This is a genomic window from Microbulbifer pacificus, assembly GCF_033723955.1.
GTDB classification, from domain to species: Bacteria; Pseudomonadota; Gammaproteobacteria; order Pseudomonadales; family Cellvibrionaceae; genus Microbulbifer; species Microbulbifer pacificus.
The window spans coordinates 2,582,165-2,600,691 of record NZ_CP137555.1; the positions used below are offsets into that span (position 1 = coordinate 2,582,165).

The window sequence follows — 18,527 nt, forward strand, 5'->3', positions numbered from 1 at the left end:
ATCTGGTACTGGGCAATTCGAAAAAGAATTGGCGGCGTTTTGACTGGGAGTTCGCAAGGGGGCAGGAATAGCGGGAGACTGCAGGGCGCAACAGCAGCGCGATCGTGTTTCAGAAACAGGATAAAAAAAGGGCCTGCCTGTTTACCAACCGATAAAACAGGCAGGCCCCGATCGAACGCAAAAATTGCCCGGCGTGAGCCGGGCAAGCTGGTCCGTGATTAACGGAAGAAAATACGACGGCGACGCAGGACGCCGGCGATGCCGAGCATCAACAGCATCCACGCGGAGGTAGAGCCGCCTTTTTTCTTTTTCTTCTTGGGTTCTTCAACTTCAGGGGTTTCGGTCTCGCCGGTTTCCACTTTGTTGATGGTCAAGTTGAAGGTCTGCCTGGCCGCATCGCTCGGCGCTACAGAATCCTTAACCACCAGAGTGACTTCCTGCTCACCAGAGAAACCGCCGTCGGCGGTAATGGTGACAGTGCTACCGGACTCGTGGCCGGAAACCTCGTAGCTGAAGCCCTCGCCCTGAAGCTCGATAACGTTGCTGACGTTGTTTTCGTCGGCATAAGTCACGATGAACTGAGCGGACTCGCCCTGATCCAGCACAATGTCATCCACCGGAGACAGCTGAATGTTGCCGGTAACGTCCAGGGTCACTTCCAGCACTTCGTTTTCAGAGCCGACGAGGCCGTTGTTCAGCGCAATGGTGTGCACCGCACCGGCAGCTTTCTGGGATACGTAGGCCTGGAAGTTCACTGCGAACTTGGAAATTTCCGGGCCGGAGTAGTCCAGACATACCACGGTATTGCCATCTACCACTTTGCTGACGTCGTCGAACGCAACACTGGTTCCGGCGTTCACATCCATCGCAATATCGCCATCTCTTACCACGGTGCCGAGGTAGGATTTGAAGCCGATGGAGCCCTGGTCGTCCACGAGGTTTACGTTGTCGTACGCAAACAGCATTTCGTACTCACCCGGCTCGTAGTTGATCTGGGTGCGCAGGAACATCTCGAAGTCCACCATTTGACCCGGTGCGTTGGCGCGCTCGATGTTATCCCACTCCAGTACCAGCCACTCGCGGCTGTAGGTGTAACTCTGGGTTACGCCGGCATTGAGTTCGGCCTCGCCGTAGCCGGAGTTGTAGCGCGTAACCTGGTTATCACCTGCCCAGAACGGCGCGATGATGTGCTCAGGCATACCCAGGCCGTTGCCGTTGGGGAGTTCCTGGTGCATGGTGGACAGACGGCGATTGCCCCAGTACACCAGGCCCGCCGGGCTGATCTTGATGGAGTCGAAGTGGTTGGTGTTCAGGAACGGAATGGTGACATCCTGGTCGGTCGCCATCAGGTCCTTGAGGGAGTACTCGAAGTAGTTGCGGTAGCTTCCTTCAACGCCTTCCAGTGTGCGCCAGCCGAGGTCACGCAGGTCCAGGTAATCCGGATACGGAGAGTTGCCGGCCGTCAGCGTACACATGCTGTCGTTTTTGGAGGTGGTTACCTTGTAGGTGCGCTCCTCGTCGCGAGTGGTTTCCTGGATGCCGTCGAGTGTCAGTCGGTTGCTCTCCAGAACCGGCTCCACCGGGGTGCTGGCGGTGGGCGCAATGGACTCGGGAATGATCTCGATGCCTTCCGGGAAGGTGGTGTCCAGAGTGAACGCGCGGGCCTCTTGTTCATTGTTGGCAATGACGCTGATGGAGAAGTCCACGATATCACCGGCTTTCGCGGTGGCCTGGCTTGAGGTGAAGGTTACATCGTCATCCACCTGGCTGATGATCACCGGTACGAAGCCGATATTGCCCGCATCGTTGGCATTGGTACCGATATCGAAACCACCGAAGTAGTAATCACCGATTTCCATTTCCGGCAGGTTGTAGCCCAGGTCCAGGGAGTACTCGGCGTAACCAGTGGTCTGGCTCGGGCCGGACACGGTCAGGTTGCCGTTGTCCTGGCCGACGACTGCGGTCGCCAGCTGGATTTCGCGGCCCTCATCGGTCTGGCCGTAGCCAATATTCACCAGGCTGGAAACCACGGTCCAGTAAGTACCCGCCAGCGGCGCGTTTACGGTACAGAAGTTGGCTGCGGTATAGGTGGTGGACTGGCACAGCAGTTCGTCGTAGGACGGCAGGCCGTCGCCGTTGCTGTCCATCCCCATAAATACGATGGCGCGGGTGGTGTTTTCGCCGATAACGTGGGAGGCCACCATGGCGCTGCCTTCCGGCACTTCGGTCAGGGTAACCATGACCTGTTCCGCGTCGTCAAACGGGTCGCCGCCGGTGGTGTCGGTGTAGACCAACTGGCTGGTGACATCCGCTTTTACCATGCCGTAAGTGCGGGCGGTGAAATCGGTAATTTCATCGGTAGTCAGCGGGCCTACAGGAACGCGTGCGGAAGTCCGGTGCGCATCCACCTTAACGAAGTCCGGCAGGCCGGTGGCATCGCTGTAGGTCCATACCGGCAATTCCAGTACCGGAGAGTTGCCGGAAGTCGGGGTCAGTACTACCTGGCCCTGGTTGCCGGTCAGGTTGATGTACTGGGTTTCCGAGGCGGTATCGCGATGACGGGCAGTAACGGTCAGGGTGACCTGCTCGCCTTGCTTCACGGTGAAGCTCGCCGGCACCACGGAGATCTCGAAGTTGCCGATAAAAGTTTCGCCGCTCGCGTTCCAGCTGCCGTCTTCGGTCGCGGTGAAGGTACGCACCCAGGAGCACTCTTCGGTACAGGTGTTATCGACCATGTACGCGGTGTTCAGGCGTTTGGGGAAACCACCCAGATTCGGGTTGGCCGCTTCCATGTTTTCGATGGATTCGTCGAGCACCAGGCCGGCCTTGTCGGCCAGTTCCACACGCATGCGACCGGCACCGGTGTCCTGAAGGCTGGAGTTGAAACCATCGGTTTTGTAGTTGTTCAGGAACACCGAATTTTTCAGGTCGTTGCTGGCGGTCATCAGCAGCGCAGACTGGACCTCCATGGCGGACCATTCCGGGTGAGACTGGCGCAGCAGGGCGGCAGCGCCGGCCACGTGCGGGCTGGCCATGGAGGTACCGGACATGGACATCCAGTCGCCAGTGCTCGGGTTTTTGGTAAACGGCTGGTCGTCGGAACCTGGCGCGTAGATATCCACACCGGGAGCACCGATATCTACAAACAGGGTGTCGATACCGAAGTAGGACGGTCCACGGCTGGAGAAGTACGCGGTGTACTGTTCTTCGAGATCGCCTTCAAGCGCAGAGGCACCGGTAATGGTGGCGGTGTGCTCGGCACCGGAAGCCAGCCAGTTCACCAGCTTGAGTCCATCGCTATTTTTGATGTGGATGGCTGGGATCGTGTAAGGGACGTCAGGAATCGTCGTGTAGTTGTCGTAGTAAGACGACTGGTTATAAACGATTACGCCCTCGGCGCCGCCCGCGGCAACGTTGACCCCCTTGTTATACAGTGGGCTGGAGCTGCGCTTACACAGAACGATCACCGGTTGCTGGCTTTCGTCAATCGCGGTTTCCGGGTCATCCGGGAAATCGAAAAAACCTTCCGGGTATGCGGTGTCACAGTTGGCCTGGACATACGGCGAGGTGTTATTCGGGTTGGTGAAGCTGGCGGCATTCACCACCAGGCCGGTCAGATCTTCGAAGGTGATCGCACGGCCGGAAATGTTTGCCGGAGCTGTGGTGTCACCACCGGTCATGTCTTTCAGTTCTTTGTCGGTAAAGTCGACTTTGGACTGCGCAGTGTGGGCCGCGACGGTGGTCAGCCAGGGAGATGAGTGGTCGGCACTCTTCAGCTCGGGACCGTTGTTGCCCGCGGCTACAGCGATAAATACACCGCTCTTGGCGGTGTTGTAGAACGCCTGCTCGATCGGGTCCAGCCAGGGGTCTTCTTCCAGGCCGCCAATAGAAAAGTTGATCACGTCGACGTTGTCGATGGCAGCCTGCTCAATCGCAGAGATCAGGGTGATGGAGGGGCAGCCCGCGTAGGGGTCGCCGGAACCACCTGGCCAGCACACCTGGTAGGAAATGATGTTGGCGTGCGGTGCCATGCCGGAAACCTGCTCGAACGCCAGGTCGGTTTCCAGACCGGTGCCCTGTGCGGTGTTTTCGCTCAGCTTGTAAGGCACATTGTGCAGGACGTTGCCCGCTGCGGTACCGGCTACGTGGGAACCGTGGCTGTGGTAGTCCTCACCGACCGCGGGGCGGGTTTCTTCAAACACCGGGTCGCTGTAGGCAGCGGTAATTTCCGGGTAGGAATAAACACCGATCAGCTTGTCGTTACACAGGTTGGGGTTCTCGACACAGTCGCCGAGGAACTGTTCGCCCAGCGGGTTGGTGTGCACATAGCCGTCGCCGCCAACGGCTGCGAAGGACGGGTGGTCGGTATTGATACCGGTGTCGATGATACCGACAACGACGCCTTCACCCATATTTTTGCCGGCCGCAGTGGCAGCCTGTTCCCAGGTAGCCTGGGCACCGGTCTGCTCGATGGTGTTGAACGTCTGCAGCTGCTTGATGGTGTTGCGGGTAATGCGCTTGATGCCCGGAACTTTGGCCAGTCGCTTGGCTTCTTCCTGGGTCATTTCGGTGGTGAACGCGTTCAGGGCTACCGCGTAGGTGTTTTTCACCTGCAGTGACAGGCCCTGCTGCTGCACTGCATTGCTCAGCACATTCGCGCGGGATTGCGCGAGGTGGCTGCGGTAGCTGGCGATTTCCGGCTGGTTCAGGTTAAGCGGACCGTTCTGGGTGCGCGCGGCCTGTACCAGGCTACGGGTTGCAGGCTGGCCGGCGATGCCGCCGTCGTAAGCGGAGATCGGGGCTTCCTCGAGCTGCACGATATAGGTGTGCTTGCCGCTGATGTCGCGCTCTTCGGTAAACACGTGGTGTTGTTTCTTCACCTGCTGGTTGGTTTTGCCATCCCAGTCGTATTGTGCGAGCGGTTGAATCACTCGCTGCTCGTCGGCCGCGGCCCACTTCGCGAGATTCTCACTGATAAGGTCTGTCTGTGACGCGCCTACGGAAGCGCTGATACACAGAGCTGAGGCCACGGCCACAGCCATCTTGTTTTTATTAAACATAATTTACCCAATATTGGTTCTTGTCTTCGCACCGTCGAGGCATGCGCGTCATGCAGGACATTGACGTCACACTTGCTCGTTTTTTAAGCATCAATTCATGCCGGTGCCTTTCGTGCCTTTAAATTGCCACTGTGCATAACGAACGAATGTCTGATTTTTCCGTGGTGCGTGACAAACTGTTACGCTTGCTGACTTTTCCAGCAGTGAAATCGGCAAAGAAAAAACTGTATTGCGCGGCAGTGACAGAATTTACTGGGGGATGTGCGATGCGGAATTCGGGGGCGGGATGGCGAAACGCCGCAATTGAGTAGGCGGGGCGAGTAGTAAAACCTCAGTACAGTGCTAAAAAAATGCCCGATGCACATATTGTGGATCGGGCATTTTTGGCAGCGGTAAATTCCGGGGCAATCAGAATTTATTCAACATCGCCAGCATAAACAGGTCCGCCGGCAGCAGTTGCCCGTTCACCGTGAGATTGCCGTTTTCCAGTTGCAGGTGCATGGACAGCTCGCCATTTTTTTCCTGCAGGAAACCGTATTGCTTGAGTGCGCTGGCCTGCATGATCAGCGGCGACTGCATCAGTGCCTGCTCTGCCCCGCTGATATTCGCAGAGCCGTTCAGCGCGTCCAGCCAGAAAAGATTGTCGTTGGCGGTTTGGTTGCGCGGCATGCCTTTCCAGTCCACATCCAGTTGCAACTGCATCGGACCATTGGCGGTGGCGATATCCAGCTGCTGTTGCATCTGCAGCGGACGGTCGAACACCTGCGGCCAGCTGCGCTCGGCCGCCGGGGTCAGCAGCAGGCTGTAGAGGTAGTGGTGCAGGTCGTCGTAGCCGATCGCCGGCAGGTTGATCTGCTGGGTCAGGCTGCTCGCCGGGGTGGCGGATTGAATCTCCGGCAACTTCAGCGCGGTCTGTACGTTCAGGGTGCGGTCGGCCACCAGCTTGCCGCTGTAGTCGAAGGTCACACCCCGCAGCTCCAGCGGGCCGGAATCGTTGTTGGCGCGCACCAGAGGCAGTTTGAGCTGTAGGGTACCGGCACCACTGGCATCCAGCGCGAACTCGCCGCTGCCGGATTGCAGGTACAGCGCCTCGCGGTGGCCATCCATGCGCACGAACTCGCCGAGCTTGAAGCTGCTCTCCTGCTGCTGGCCCTGGTAGTCGGTAACCAGGCGAATTTTGGCTCCCTGGAACTGGATCTGCTGGTCGCCCTCGTTGCGGTCGATGGGCAGCAGGTGCACGGTGTTGGTGACGGTGTTGTTGGCGCCCACCAGTGTCTCCACCATCACCGGGCTGTTCTTGAGACCCGGCCCCAGATCGTCGAGGGAACCGTAATAGGCCTCAAGCTGGCGGCGCAGCGCCGGTTCCAGTTCGTTGCCGGTCAGTCGGGTTTTGGCATAGAGCACACCGATACGGGGGCCGCCGCTGGTAAACAGCACCGGACCATGCTTGATCTCGGTAAAGGCCTCGGTTGCACCGTCCTTGCCCTTGAGCAGGGTCAGGGCTTCGGCGCTGAACCAGCCGCGCTGGTAGCCGCTCAGCTCGATATTCGGCTGGTTGGCCAGTTGCTGTTGCAGAACCTCTTCCACCTGGGGACCGATCAGGCGCGGGGCGATCAGGGCGGCGAGCAGTACCAGGGCGGACAGGGTTATGAGGAGGTAACGTAGGGCTTTCATTTTTAACGCAATGTCACTGAGGCAAATAAAAAGGGCGTTCCCAATTTAATAGGGCGTTCCTTAGAGAACGCCCTACGAGAGGAGAACGCCCGATGGTAGCAGATCGAGATGAAACCAGAGACCGTTAATCGCCCTCGATGGTTCCGCACTCGCCGGCAATGGCCCTGGCGACTTTCGAGTTGCTTTCCCGCCCCAGGGCGCGGGAAATGAAGTTGCCCGCGGCCGCCAGCTTGCTCAGGTCTACCCCGGTGTGAATACCGAGTCCGTCCAGCATATACAGCACATCCTCGCTCGCCACATTGCCGGACGCACCGCGTGCATAGGGGCAACCGCCGAGTCCCGCCACCGCGGAATCCACCACGGTCACACCCACCTGCAATGCCGCATACAGGTTGGCCAGCGCCTGGCCGTAGGTATCGTGGAAGTGCACCGCAAGCTTGGCGAGCGGCACCTGTTGCGCGACCGTCTCGAGCATGTAGCGGGCCTTTTCCGGGGTGCCGACGCCGATGGTGTCGCCGAGGCTGATTTCATAACAGCCCATGTCCAGCAGCGCGCGGCTCACCTCTGCCACCTTCTGCGCTTTGATCTCGCCCTCATAGGGGCAGCCGAGCACGCAGGACACATAGCCGCGCACCGGGATACCGTCAGCGCGCGCCTGCTCAGCGAGCGGGCGGAAGCGCTCCAGGCTCTCCTCGATGGAGCAGTTGATATTCTTGCGGGTGAAGCTTTCCGAGGCCGCACCGAACACCGCTACCTCGTCGGCACCGGCCTCCCGCGCGCGCTCATAACCCACCATATTGGGGGTGAGCGCGCTGTAGATGACCCCGGGTTTGCGCTGGATGCCGGCGAGTACTTCCTCGCTGGCCGCCATCTGCGGCACCCATTTGGGGCTGACAAAACTGCCGGCCTCAATCACCTTGAGGCCGCTGTCACTCAGCAGATCGATCAGCTGCACCCGGGTGGCGACAGAGATGGGCTGCTTTTCATTCTGCAGGCCATCGCGCGGACCCACTTCGACGATCTTTACCCGATCTGGCAGGTTCATTGTGCGTCCTCCGCAGCGAAGTCGATCAGCAGGCTGCCGCCGTCCACCAGTTCGCCGGCTGCGCAGAAAAACTGGTTCACAATGCCGTCTGCCGGTGCGCGCAATGTGTGCTCCATTTTCATCGCCTCCATCACCAGCAGCGGCTGGTCTTTCTGCACCTGCGTACCGGGTTCCACCAGCAGGGTCACGATGGTGCCGTTCATCGGTGCGTCCAGGCCGTGGGCGGCATCTGCGCTCTCGCCGATATCCGGCGGCAGGATTTTGAAATCCAGCTGTTCGCCGCTGATAAACACCGTGCCCTCATCGCCGTTGGCGACGCTGGAATAATTCACCCGGCGGCCATCCAGCACAGCCACATTTTTCCCGTGCAGTGTGGTAATGGTACCGCACTGCGCGTCCACGGCGGCACTGCACTGCCACTGCAGGTTGTCTTCATTGCCGGCAAAGCGGATCTCGACTTCGCGACCGTGTACCTCCACCTTCTGGCTGCGCCACAGGGTCACGCCGTTGCGCCAGTTGCTGCCGCTGTGCCACGGCGAGAACGGGTCAGACTTGGGGGCCGCGCGGTGCTGTGCGCGGGTTTCCCGGTGCTGCAGGAAGGCGGCCATGGCGGCGCACTGCTGCGACCGCAGCTGCTGTTCCTGCTGCAGGATTTCCTGCTCAAAGTCGCCGATAAAGTGGGTGTTGACGCGGCCGTTGACGAAGGCGGTGTGATTGATCACCCGGCGCAGGAATTCGATGTTGTGGCGCAGCCCGGCGATCTGGTACTGCTGCAGTGCGCGGTCGAGCTTGGCCAGCGCCTCGCGGCGGTTGCTGCCGTGCACGATCAGTTTGGAAATCATCGGGTCGTAGTGCACGCTGATCTCATCGCCGGTCTGCACACCGGTGTCCACACGCACGGACGGGCTCTCTGCCGGTGGCTGGTGCCGCAGCAGTTTGCCGGTGGCCGGCAGGAAATCGTTGTCCGGGTCTTCCGCGTAGATACGCACTTCGAACGCGTGGCCGACGATGTGCAGGTCGTCCTGGGTGAGCGGCAGTCCATCGCCGGCGGCGACCGCCAGCTGCCAGGCCACCAGATCCTGGCCGGTGATCATTTCGGTTACCGGGTGCTCCACCTGCAGGCGGGTGTTCATTTCCATGAAATAGAAAGCCCCGCTGGCATCCAGCAGGAATTCCACGGTACCGGCGCCGACATAGCCGATGGCGTTGGCTGCGCGCAGCGCCGCCTCTCCCATTTTTTTGCGGGTTTCCGCCGGCAGACCCGGCGCCGGGGCTTCCTCGACCACTTTCTGGTGGCGGCGCTGTACCGAGCAATCGCGCTCGAACAGGTAGACGCCCTTGCCTTGTTTGTCGCAGAACACCTGGATTTCCACATGGCGCGGGTTGACCACGTAGCGCTCGATCAGCATATGGTCGTCGCTGAAGGCGTTCTGGGCTTCGCGCTTGGCGGCGGCGAGGGCTTCGTGGAAGTCCTTGGGGTTGTCGACGCGGCGCATGCCCTTGCCGCCACCACCGGCGGCGGCTTTCAGTAATACCGGGTAGCCGATGCGGTTGGCGTGGCCCTCGAGGATGCCCGGGTCCTGGTTGTGGCCGTGGTAACCCGGCACCAGCGGTACGCTGGCTTCTTCCATAATGCGCTTGGCGGCGGACTTGGAGCCCATGGCTTCGATGGCGGCGGCGGGCGGGCCGACAAAGATGATGCCGGCTTCTTCGCAGGCGCGGCAGAATTTGGCGTTTTCGCTAAGGAATCCGTAGCCGGGGTGGATGGCGTCGGCGCCGGTCTGTTTGGCGGCGGCGAGGACTTTGTCGATGTCGAGGTAGGATTCTCGCGCCGGTGCGGGGCCGAGATGTACGGCTTCATCGGCCTGCTGTACGTGCAGGGCGTTGGCGTCTGCGTCGGAGTAGACCGCGACGGTGGCGACGCCGAGGCGGCGCGCCGTGCGGATAATACGACAGGCAATTTCGCCGCGGTTGGCGATCAGCAGTTTGCGAATCATGTCTGGCTCTGTGGTGTGGTGCTCTGTTTGGAGTCCGTGGCGGCAAAGCACTGGGGACTGGTTTTTGAAACCGCTGTAAATACATCCCTGTACGCTGCGTCGGCGACGTCCATGTCGCCGACGCTTTCAAAAACCAGCCCCCAGCACTTTGCCTTCAATTTGAATTTCTGTACTTCGTAGCTTTTGGATACCGAACCTAATTCGGGATGACTGTCATCCCGGCCTTGAGCCGGGATCCAGCTTTGGGGTTTATTCCTCGCTGGTATTCATCCAGCTCGGGGCGCGTTTCTCTAGAAACGCGCTCAAACCTTCCTGCCCTTCAGGGGAAACCCGTACTGCCGCGATCAGCGCGCTGGTCTGTCCCTGCAGTTCTTCATTGATCACTCGGTTCGACATGGACATGGCCAACTGCTTGGCCATGGTGACGGCGTTGGGGCCGTTGTCGATGATGCTGTTCACCAGCTTTTGCACGGTCAGATCCAGATCGCTTTCGTGTACGACTTCGGAAACCAGGCCGATTTCCTTGGCGCGTTCTGCGGAGAAACGCTCGGCGGTAACGAAGTAGCGGCGCGCCTGGCGGGCACCGATGGCGTTGATCACGTAGGGGCTGATGGTGGCCGGCAGCAGGCCGATTTTGACTTCGCTCAGGCAGAAGCTGGCGCGCTCGGCGGCGACGGCGATGTCGCAGCAGCTGACCAGACCCACGGCTCCACCAAACGCGGCACCCTGCACGCGGGCGATGGTGGGTGCTGGGAACTGGTCGAGCTTGTGCAGCATAGCGGCGAGCGAGGCCGCGTCGCTGCGGTTTTGCTCTTCGCTGAACTCGGCCATGCGCTTCATCCAGTTGAGGTCGGCACCGGCAGAGAAGTTCTTGCCGTTGGAGGCGAGAATCAGCGCGCGGATGCCGCCACTGCGGGCGAGGTTGTCGAAGGTCTCGCCGAGCTGGCGAATCAGGTCATCGTCGAAGGCGTTATGAATTTCCGGACGGTTCAAAGTGACCGTGGCAACGCCTTCGTTATCGATTTCGCACAGCATTTTTTCGCTCATGGCTTTCTCGCTCACAATAGTTCCTTGCTTTCAAAATTTTCTACGGAGCTCGTAAGGTCCAGATACCGGGATTAGGTTGTGGGACCTTCGCCGGCATGGATGCCGGCGCAGAGCGTACAAGGATGTATTCACAGCGTGTCCCGCAACCTATTCCCGGTAGCTGGGCCCGCGCTGAAATATCCCGGAGCAGCAACCTACATTCGGAAGACTCCGAACTTAGTCTCTTCAGGCTCCTTATGCGTCGCCGCCGCTAAACACAGCCCTAGCACGGTGCGCGTGTCTTTGGGGTCGATAACGCCGTCGTCCCACAGTCGCGCGGAGGCGTAGTAGGGGTGGCCCTGGTGTTCGTAGTCGTCGATGATCGGCTGCTTGAACTTGGCGATTTCTTCCGCGCTCCAGTCCTCGCCCTGCGCTACCATCTGGTCCTTTTTCACCTGTGCCAGCACGCCCGCCGCCTGCTCGCCACCCATCACGGAAATACGCGCGTTGGGCCACATAAACAGGAAGTTGGGATCATAGGCGCGGCCACACATGCCGTAGTTACCTGCACCGAAAGAACCCCCGATCAGGATGGTGATCTTCGGCACTTTCGCGGTGGCCACCGCAGTCACCATCTTCGCACCGTGCTTGGCGATACCGCCGGCTTCGTACTGCTTGCCCACCATGAATCCAGTGATGTTCTGCAGGAATACCAGCGGGATATTGCGCTGCGCACACAGCTCGATAAAGTGCGCGCCCTTCTGTGCGCTCTCGGCAAACAGGATGCCGTTGTTCGCCACGATACCCACCGGGTAACCGTGGATGCGCGCAAAGCCGGTGACGAGCGTGGTGCCGTACAGCGCCTTGAATTCATCAAATTCGGAACCGTCCACCACGCGCGCAATAACCTCGCGCACGTCGTACGGCTGGCGGGAATCCTTCGGCACGATGCCGTAGATATCTTCCGGCGGATAAATCGGTTCTACCGGCTTGGTGATATCGAGACCGGGATTCTTCACCCGATTCAGGCGCGCCACGGAATTGCGCGCGATCTGCAGCGCGTGGGTATCGTTATTGGCAAAGTGGTCGGAAACCCCGGAAATCTTGCAGTGCACCTCCGCACCACCCAGTTCCTCCGCGGACACCTCCTCACCGGTAGCGGCTTTCACCAGCGGTGGACCGGCCAGGAAAATCGTGGCCTGCTCCTTCACCATGATGGACTCATCCGCCATCGCCGGCACATAAGCACCGCCGGCGGTACAGCTGCCCATCACCACCGCAATCTGCGGGATGTTCTTCGCCGACAGATTGGCCTGGTTGAAGAAGATGCGGCCGAAATGCTCGCGATCCGGGAACACATCGTCCTGGCGCGGCAGGTTGGCACCGCCGGAATCCACCAGATAAATACACGGCAGATTGTTCTGCTCGGCAATCGCCTGCGCGCGCAGGTGCTTTTTCACCGTCAGCGGATAATAGGTGCCGCCTTTCACGGTGGCATCGTTGGCCACAATCACACAGGGCTGGCCGGTCACGGTGCCGATACCGGTAAGGATGCCGGCTGCCGGCACGTCTTCACCGTAAACGTCATAGGCCGCCAGCTGTGAAAACTCTAGGAACGGGCTGCCCGGGTCCAGCAGGGTGTCGATGCGATCCCGCGGCAGCAGTTTGCCGCGGGAAACATGTTTTTCCCGCGCGCGTTCATTGCCGCCCTTGGCGATGGTTTCCAGCTTTTCCCGCAGGTCGTCGACGATCTTCTGCATCTGTTCGCGGTTTTCCGCAAACGCCGCATCGCGGGAATTAATCTTGCTCTGAATCTGATTCATAGATAACACGAGTCCAATTCGTAGTCAGGACCTGGATGCGAAGGTGCTGCTGCCGGTACGGGTTTGCTGGACCTTCTGCGACATGGATGTCGCGGAAGAGCCCCCATGGATGGGTTCACGGCGTGTCCAGTAAACCCGTACCGGCAGTGGCACCGCCACCGAATTCAAAAAAATACTTAGCGAGTCTCGTTAAACAACTCGCGCCCAATCAGCATGCGACGGATTTCGGAAGTACCCGCGCCAATTTCATACAGCTTGGCATCGCGCAGCAGACGACCGGTGGCGTACTCATTGATGTAGCCGTTGCCGCCCAGAGTCTGAATCGCCTGCAGCGCCATCTGCGTCGCGCGCTCCGCAGTAAACAGGATCACCGCCGCAGAATCCTTGCGCGAATCCTCACCGCGGTCACAGGCGCGGGCCACCGCGTACAGATACGCGCGGCTCGCGTTCAGGTCCGCGTACATATCCGCAACCTTGCCCTGCATCAGCTGGAACTCACCGATCGCCTTACCGAACTGTTTGCGCTCATGAAGGTAAGGCACCACGATATCCAGACACGCCTGCATGATGCCTACCGGGCCACCGGACAAAATCGTGCGCTCGTAATCCAGGCCGCTCATCAGCACGCGCACACCGCCGTTCAGCTGACCGAGAATATTTTCTTCCGGCACCTCACAGTCCTGGAACACCAGCTCACAGGTGTTGGAACCGCGCATACCCAGCTTGTCCAGCTTCTGCGCCTGAGTGAAACCCTTGAAGCCGCGCTCCACGATAAACGCCGTGATACCGCCGGAGCTGATGCCCGGCTCGGTGCGCGCGTAAATTACATAGGTCTCGGCATCCGGACCGTTGGTAATCCACATCTTGTTGCCGTTCAGGATAAAACGGTCGCCTTTCTTCTCCGCCTTCAGCTGCAGGCTCACCACATCGGAACCGGAGTTTGGCTCACTCATCGCCAGCGCGCCCACATGCTCACCGGAACACAGCTTCGGCAGATATTTCATCTTCTGCTCGTGGGTACCGTTCTTGCGGATCTGGTTGATACACAGGTTGGAGTGGGCGCCGTAAGACAGGCCGACAGACGCGGAAGCGCGGGAAATCTCCTCCATCGCCACCGCGTGCGCCAGGTAACCCATGTTGGTACCGCCGTACTCCTCTTCGACGGTCATGCCAAGCAGGCCCAGCTCGCCGAATTTTTTCCACATATCGGCCGGGAACAGGTTGTCCTCATCGATCTGCGCCGCGCGCGGGGCGAGTTCCGCCTGGCAGAACTTGTAGACCATGTCCCGCAGCATATCGATGTCTTCACCGAGGCCGAAGTTGAGGGTTGGGTATGGAGTATTCATTGGCTGCTCCGCTTTGAATCCGTCAGGGGTACTTATTCAGGTTGATTGGGTTGGGTTCAGGTCATCTGTTGTTTCAGCGCCACCTGCGTGCGGGCGGTCGCCTCGTCCAGCTGCGACAGCATCTTTTCGATATCGCGCTGCTGTTGCAGCAGCTGCTGGCGCTTGGAATCGATACGCTCGAGGAGGCGGTTGAGCTGTTCGACATTGCCCTTGGCGGGGTCGTACATGTCGATGATTTCGCGGCTCTCGTCGAGGGAGAAGCCGAGGCGCTTGCCGCGCAGGATCAGCTTCAGGCGCACCCGGTCCTCGGGGGAGTAGATCCGCGTCTGCCCACGCCGCTCGGGGCACAGCAGCCCCTTGTCTTCATAGAAGCGGATGGTGCGGGTGGTAATCCCGAATTCCTGGGCCAGCTCGGAGATGCTGTAGCTGTCGGCGGTGGTGTTGCTCATGGGGCCTTTCCTCAGAAGTGCCTGAAGGATAGTTGACGTTTACGTTAACGTAAACGTCAATCTGGGCCAAAATGTGACCAAACTGTTCTTTGGGGTTCTGTAGGTGGGGGCCGGGACTCGGGGCCAAGACAGGGTGGGAGCTGGAATCCAAGGTGGCAAAACTTGACAGGTAACATTCCGCTGGTCAGGTACATCAGAGCCCACACCACATGTCGCTGTGAGGGCTCTGATGCAGGATTGAAACGACTGCTGGTCAGTCTTCCTCAAGCGTGTTGGTTGCCAACAGCGCGATTCTCTTCAGGGCTTCATCCAGTCCGGGCACAAATTCAGCTCCTTCCACGACTTGAATGCTGGAGTTGGAAAGGTCGTCCCCAATTGGCTGATAACGTCCGCCGAGGCAGTCCGCAAGAAAAGATTCGCTTGCGGCAAAAAAAGACAGGCGGTTTTCAGGCTTCTGGAAACCATGCCCTTCATCGGGATACAGGATATAGGTCACAGGCAGATTGTTTGTCTGCATTGCGGCTACTATCTGATCGGATTCTGCCTGCTTTACTCGTGGATCATTGGCACCCTGGCCAATCAATAAGGGCTTGGTGATCCTGTCTGCAAAATTCAGCGGTGAGCGATCTGCAAGAAGTTTTTTACCTGATTCCGTTGCCGGGTCACCGAGGGCGGTATGCAATACCTTCTTGAATCCCTCCCAATAGGGGGGCACGGAATCAAGCAGCGTTTGCAAATTTGATGGCCCGACAATGTCCACACCACAGGCAAAGGTTTCCGGTGTAAACGTCATGCCGACCAGCGTGGCGTAGCCGCCATAACTGCCGCCCATGATTGCTACCTTGTCCTTTGTGGTTATTTTGTTGTCTATAGCCCATTGCACGGCATCGAGCAGATCATTGTGCATGGCGCCGGCCCATTCACCATTGCCCGCATTCACGAATGCTTTGCCGAATCCTGTGGATGAGCGGTAATTGACTTGCAGTACAGCGTACCCGCGATTGGCGAGCCAGCGGGTCGCCGAATCATCGGCAAAATTGTCACGACTCCAGGGACCTCCGTGAACCACCAGGACCAGGGGCACGGGAGATTTAACCTTGCCTCCTAAGTCCGCCTCCACTGGCAGTGTTAGGTAAGAGACCAAATCTAGGCCATCTCTCGACGCAATGGTCTGTGGATAAATCCTGGGCAACTCAAAATCATTCAGCTCTGGTTTACCTTCGAACAGTGTGTTCAGTTTTTGTGTACTGCGGTCGTAAACCTGATAGGCGTCTGATGCGGTGTCGCGGGAGGCGTTGATTAGCCAGTGCATTCCGTCGAGGGTTGTATCAAGGATCGTGAGGTCGCCATCGGCCTGCATTTCCAGTGCCGCGACTTCCTGCTTGATGTCTTCTGTCAGTCCCATCCACTCGTGCTTGTGATAATTGACGGAGTAGGCCATGGGTGCGTGGTTTACCGGGTTCATCACGACATTGGAGATATCCGCCTTGTCCGATTCAGCCAGCACCGTAAGTTTGCCGGATTCGAGCTCCATATGTGCAAGTGCCGCTTTGTCACGTCCGCGACTGTCCTGTAGATAAATCCCGCGATTGTCTTTGTCGAAGCCCAGGATTTGAGTAGTGAGCGCATCTTCACGGGGGATTTCGAAAAGATCGATCCATTCATTCTCCACTCGTTGCGAAACGTTGTATCCGCCCGCGGTTGTGGGCTTGAGGCCCAATCGGACCTGCAGGTTGTGATCGACAATAAATTCCGCAAAGCCGGTGTTTTCGACCAGTAAGGTTCGCTCAGCGGTTTGCAAATCGATCAAGTAGGGATCGTGCCAGCGGGAGTCCCGGTCATTTATGCCGGCGACAATTTGCCCGGGATGATCCTGGCTTTGCGCAAGCATGGTTGCGGAAATTTCGTTGTAAGGCGTGAGGTCTGTAACTGCATCGGTACTGAGATCGATGCTGAACAGGTGCCAGTTTTCATCGCCGTGGTTATCGCGAATGAATAGCAGGTGTTTACTGTCCAGCGCCCAGAAGTGACGCCTGATTCCACGACCTTTATCGGCGGTGACGGCTTTGGCAGAACTGAAGTCACCGGCGGGTGCAACCCAGATATTCATCACGCCATCCAGCGGCGCGAGAAAACTCATCATCTTGCCGTCGGGACTTAAACGTCCTTGCCAGCGTGTGGGGTTGCCGAACAGCAACTCCCGGTCGATCAGTGGCGCGGGCTTTTCTATTTCGTTAGCCGCATCAATATTTGCTGTAGTTTCTTCTTTTTTCGGGGCGCATGCCGCGATCATACCTGCGATTGCGAATACACCAATAACTCTCCAGTTTCTGTCCATGGCCAGATTCCTTCGGTATACGGGGGTTAATGGGGTACATCAGTGCAACAACGCAGCGAGCATTACACAGGAACAACGGGTAGGGCAATTTGCCGGGGAGGGATGAGGAGGAGCACAGCGGCGGGCGCCGCTGTGCAGAGGGGCGTGAGAAAACGGATTACTGATTGCTTGGTAGCATTTCAGTCGCCAGATACTCACGGTAGTAAGCACTGGCCAGCAGCTGCTTGGCTTCCTCGATATCCGGCGCGAAGTAGCGGTCCTTGTCGTAGAAAGGTACACGTTCGCGCAGGGCGGCCTTGGCGCTTTCCAGTTTCTCGGTGGTCTTCAGCGGTGCGCGGAAGTCCAGGCCCTGGCAGGCGGCCAGCAGTTCCACCGCGAGGATGCCGCAGGTGTTGTCGGCCATGTCGCGCAGGCGGCGGCCGGCGAAGGTGGCCATGGACACGTGGTCTTCCTGGTTGGCGGAAGTGGGCAGGGAGTCGACGCTCGCCGGGTGCGCGAAGGTCTTGTTTTCGCTGGCCAGTGCCGCGGAGGTGACCTGCGCGATCATGAAGCCGGAGTTAACCCCACCGTTGTCCACCAGGAACGGCGGCAGGCCGGACAGGTTGGAGTCGATCAGCAGGGCCATGCGGCGCTCGGACAGGGAGCCGATTTCCGCAATCGCCAGCGCCAGGTTATCCGCCACCATGGCCACCGGTTCTGCGTGGAAGTTGCCACCGGAAATGATGTCGGAGTTTTCCGGGTTCTCTTCATCGGTGAACACCAGCGGGTTATCGGAAACACCGTTGGCTTCCGCCAGCAGTACCTCGGCGGCGAAGCGGATCTGCTGCAGGCACGCGCCCATGACCTGGGGCTGACAGCGCAGGCTGTAGGGGTCCTGCACCTTGGCGCAGTCCACGTGGGAGTCGCCGATCTCGCTGCCTTCACCCAGCAGGTCGCGGTAGCTCGCGGCCACATCGCGCTGGGCCTTCTGGCCGCGCACCAGGTGAATGCGATCGTCGAACGGACGGCGCGAGCCCTTGGCGGCTTCCAGGGTCAGGGAGCCGGTTACCACGGCGCCGGCGAACAGGTCTTCTGCGGAGAACATACCCTGCAGGGCGAAGGCGGTGGACGCCTGGGTGCCGTTCAGCAGTGCCAGACCTTCCTTCGGTGCCAGCACCATCGGGCGCATTTCCGCAAAGCGCAGGCCTTCGGAAGCCGGCTTGCGCTCGCCGTTGATAAAGCATTCGCCCTCACCCAGCAGCACCACGCTCATGTGGGCCAGCGGCGCCAGGTCGCCGGAGGCGCCCACGGAACCTTTTTCCGGAATGGCTGGGTAAACGCCGGCATTCACCAGTTTGATCAGCGCCTCGATCACCGCCGGGCGCACGCCGGAGTAGCCGCGCGCGAGGGAATTGATCTTCAGCACCATCAGCAGGCGCACAGTGTCTTCAGTCATGAAGTTGCCGGTACCGGCAGCGTGGGACAGCACGATGGCGCGCTGCAGGGTTTCCAGGTCTTTCTTTTCGATGCGGGTGTTGGCCAGCAGACCGAAACCGGTGTTGATGCCGTACACGGTGCGGCCCTGCTCCAGCACCAGCGCCACGGTTTTGGCGGAGGCTTCAATGGCCGGGTAGGCGTCTTTGGCCAGGCTCAGTTGCACCGGCTCACGGGCAACGCGACGCAGTTGTTCCAGACTCAGTTGGCCGGGGTTGATTTCCAGTTTGTACATAACTCTTGCTACCGCAAATATTTGTTCATTGTCGTCATACCGGCGCAGGCCGGTATCCAGT

At 59.3% G+C, this 18,527-nt stretch carries 10 protein-coding genes; all 10 read right to left on the bottom strand.

Features of this window, described 5'->3' with window-relative positions; translation table 11 throughout:
- Nucleotides 1-218: 218 nt before the first annotated feature.
- Entirely contained in the window at nucleotides 219-5,060 is a 4,842-nt protein-coding gene (locus R5R33_RS11160) for a S8 family serine peptidase (protein WP_318952778.1), read from the bottom strand.
- A 408-nt stretch (nucleotides 5,061-5,468) separates the two neighbouring features.
- Complete coding sequence (locus tag R5R33_RS11165; protein ID WP_318952779.1) at nucleotides 5,469-6,734, bottom strand: DUF945 family protein; 1,266 nt, start codon at nucleotides 6,732-6,734, stop codon at nucleotides 5,469-5,471.
- A 124-nt stretch (nucleotides 6,735-6,858) separates the two neighbouring features.
- Nucleotides 6,859-7,779, bottom strand: a complete 921-nt coding sequence (locus R5R33_RS11170) for a hydroxymethylglutaryl-CoA lyase (protein WP_318952780.1) — start codon at nucleotides 7,777-7,779, stop codon at nucleotides 6,859-6,861.
- On the bottom strand, nucleotides 7,776-9,776 hold the full coding sequence (locus tag R5R33_RS11175; protein ID WP_318952781.1) for an acetyl/propionyl/methylcrotonyl-CoA carboxylase subunit alpha: 2,001 nt from the start codon (nucleotides 9,774-9,776) through the stop codon (nucleotides 7,776-7,778). The genes R5R33_RS11170 and R5R33_RS11175 overlap by 4 nt, the downstream gene beginning before the upstream one ends.
- A gap of 249 nt (nucleotides 9,777-10,025) precedes the next feature.
- Entirely contained in the window at nucleotides 10,026-10,823 is a 798-nt protein-coding gene (locus R5R33_RS11180; RefSeq protein ID WP_318955727.1) for an enoyl-CoA hydratase/isomerase family protein, read from the bottom strand.
- Nucleotides 10,824-11,017: 194 nt separating this feature from the next.
- Entirely contained in the window at nucleotides 11,018-12,625 is a 1,608-nt protein-coding gene (locus tag R5R33_RS11185; protein ID WP_318952782.1) for a carboxyl transferase domain-containing protein, read from the bottom strand.
- Nucleotides 12,626-12,801: 176 nt separating this feature from the next.
- On the bottom strand, nucleotides 12,802-13,971 hold the full coding sequence (locus R5R33_RS11190) for an isovaleryl-CoA dehydrogenase (RefSeq protein ID WP_318952783.1): 1,170 nt from the start codon (nucleotides 13,969-13,971) through the stop codon (nucleotides 12,802-12,804).
- Between the two features lie 56 nt (nucleotides 13,972-14,027).
- Nucleotides 14,028-14,420, bottom strand: coding sequence for a MerR family transcriptional regulator (locus tag R5R33_RS11195; RefSeq protein WP_318952784.1), 393 nt, complete (start codon nucleotides 14,418-14,420; stop codon nucleotides 14,028-14,030).
- A gap of 253 nt (nucleotides 14,421-14,673) precedes the next feature.
- A complete protein-coding gene (locus R5R33_RS11200; protein WP_318952785.1) occupies nucleotides 14,674-16,758 on the bottom strand; it encodes a S9 family peptidase in 2,085 nt (694 codons plus the stop codon).
- A 157-nt stretch (nucleotides 16,759-16,915) separates the two neighbouring features.
- Entirely contained in the window at nucleotides 16,916-18,466 is a 1,551-nt protein-coding gene (gene hutH / locus R5R33_RS11205) for a histidine ammonia-lyase (protein WP_318952786.1), read from the bottom strand.
- Between the last annotated feature and the right edge of the window lie 61 nt (nucleotides 18,467-18,527).

Coding starts and splice junctions, on each gene's coding strand:
- R5R33_RS11160 (WP_318952778.1), bottom strand. CDS start 5,060: ATGTTTAATAAAAACAAGATGGCTGTGGCCGTGGCCTCAGCTCTGTGT.
- R5R33_RS11165 (WP_318952779.1), bottom strand. CDS start 6,734: ATGAAAGCCCTACGTTACCTCCTCATAACCCTGTCCGCCCTGGTACTG.
- R5R33_RS11170 (WP_318952780.1), bottom strand. CDS start 7,779: ATGAACCTGCCAGATCGGGTAAAGATCGTCGAAGTGGGTCCGCGCGAT.
- R5R33_RS11175 (WP_318952781.1), bottom strand. CDS start 9,776: ATGATTCGCAAACTGCTGATCGCCAACCGCGGCGAAATTGCCTGTCGT.
- R5R33_RS11180 (WP_318955727.1), bottom strand. CDS start 10,823: ATGAGCGAAAAAATGCTGTGCGAAATCGATAACGAAGGCGTTGCCACG.
- R5R33_RS11185 (WP_318952782.1), bottom strand. CDS start 12,625: ATGAATCAGATTCAGAGCAAGATTAATTCCCGCGATGCGGCGTTTGCG.
- R5R33_RS11190 (WP_318952783.1), bottom strand. CDS start 13,971: ATGAATACTCCATACCCAACCCTCAACTTCGGCCTCGGTGAAGACATC.
- R5R33_RS11195 (WP_318952784.1), bottom strand. CDS start 14,420: ATGAGCAACACCACCGCCGACAGCTACAGCATCTCCGAGCTGGCCCAG.
- R5R33_RS11200 (WP_318952785.1), bottom strand. CDS start 16,758: ATGGACAGAAACTGGAGAGTTATTGGTGTATTCGCAATCGCAGGTATG.
- hutH (WP_318952786.1), bottom strand. CDS start 18,466: ATGTACAAACTGGAAATCAACCCCGGCCAACTGAGTCTGGAACAACTG.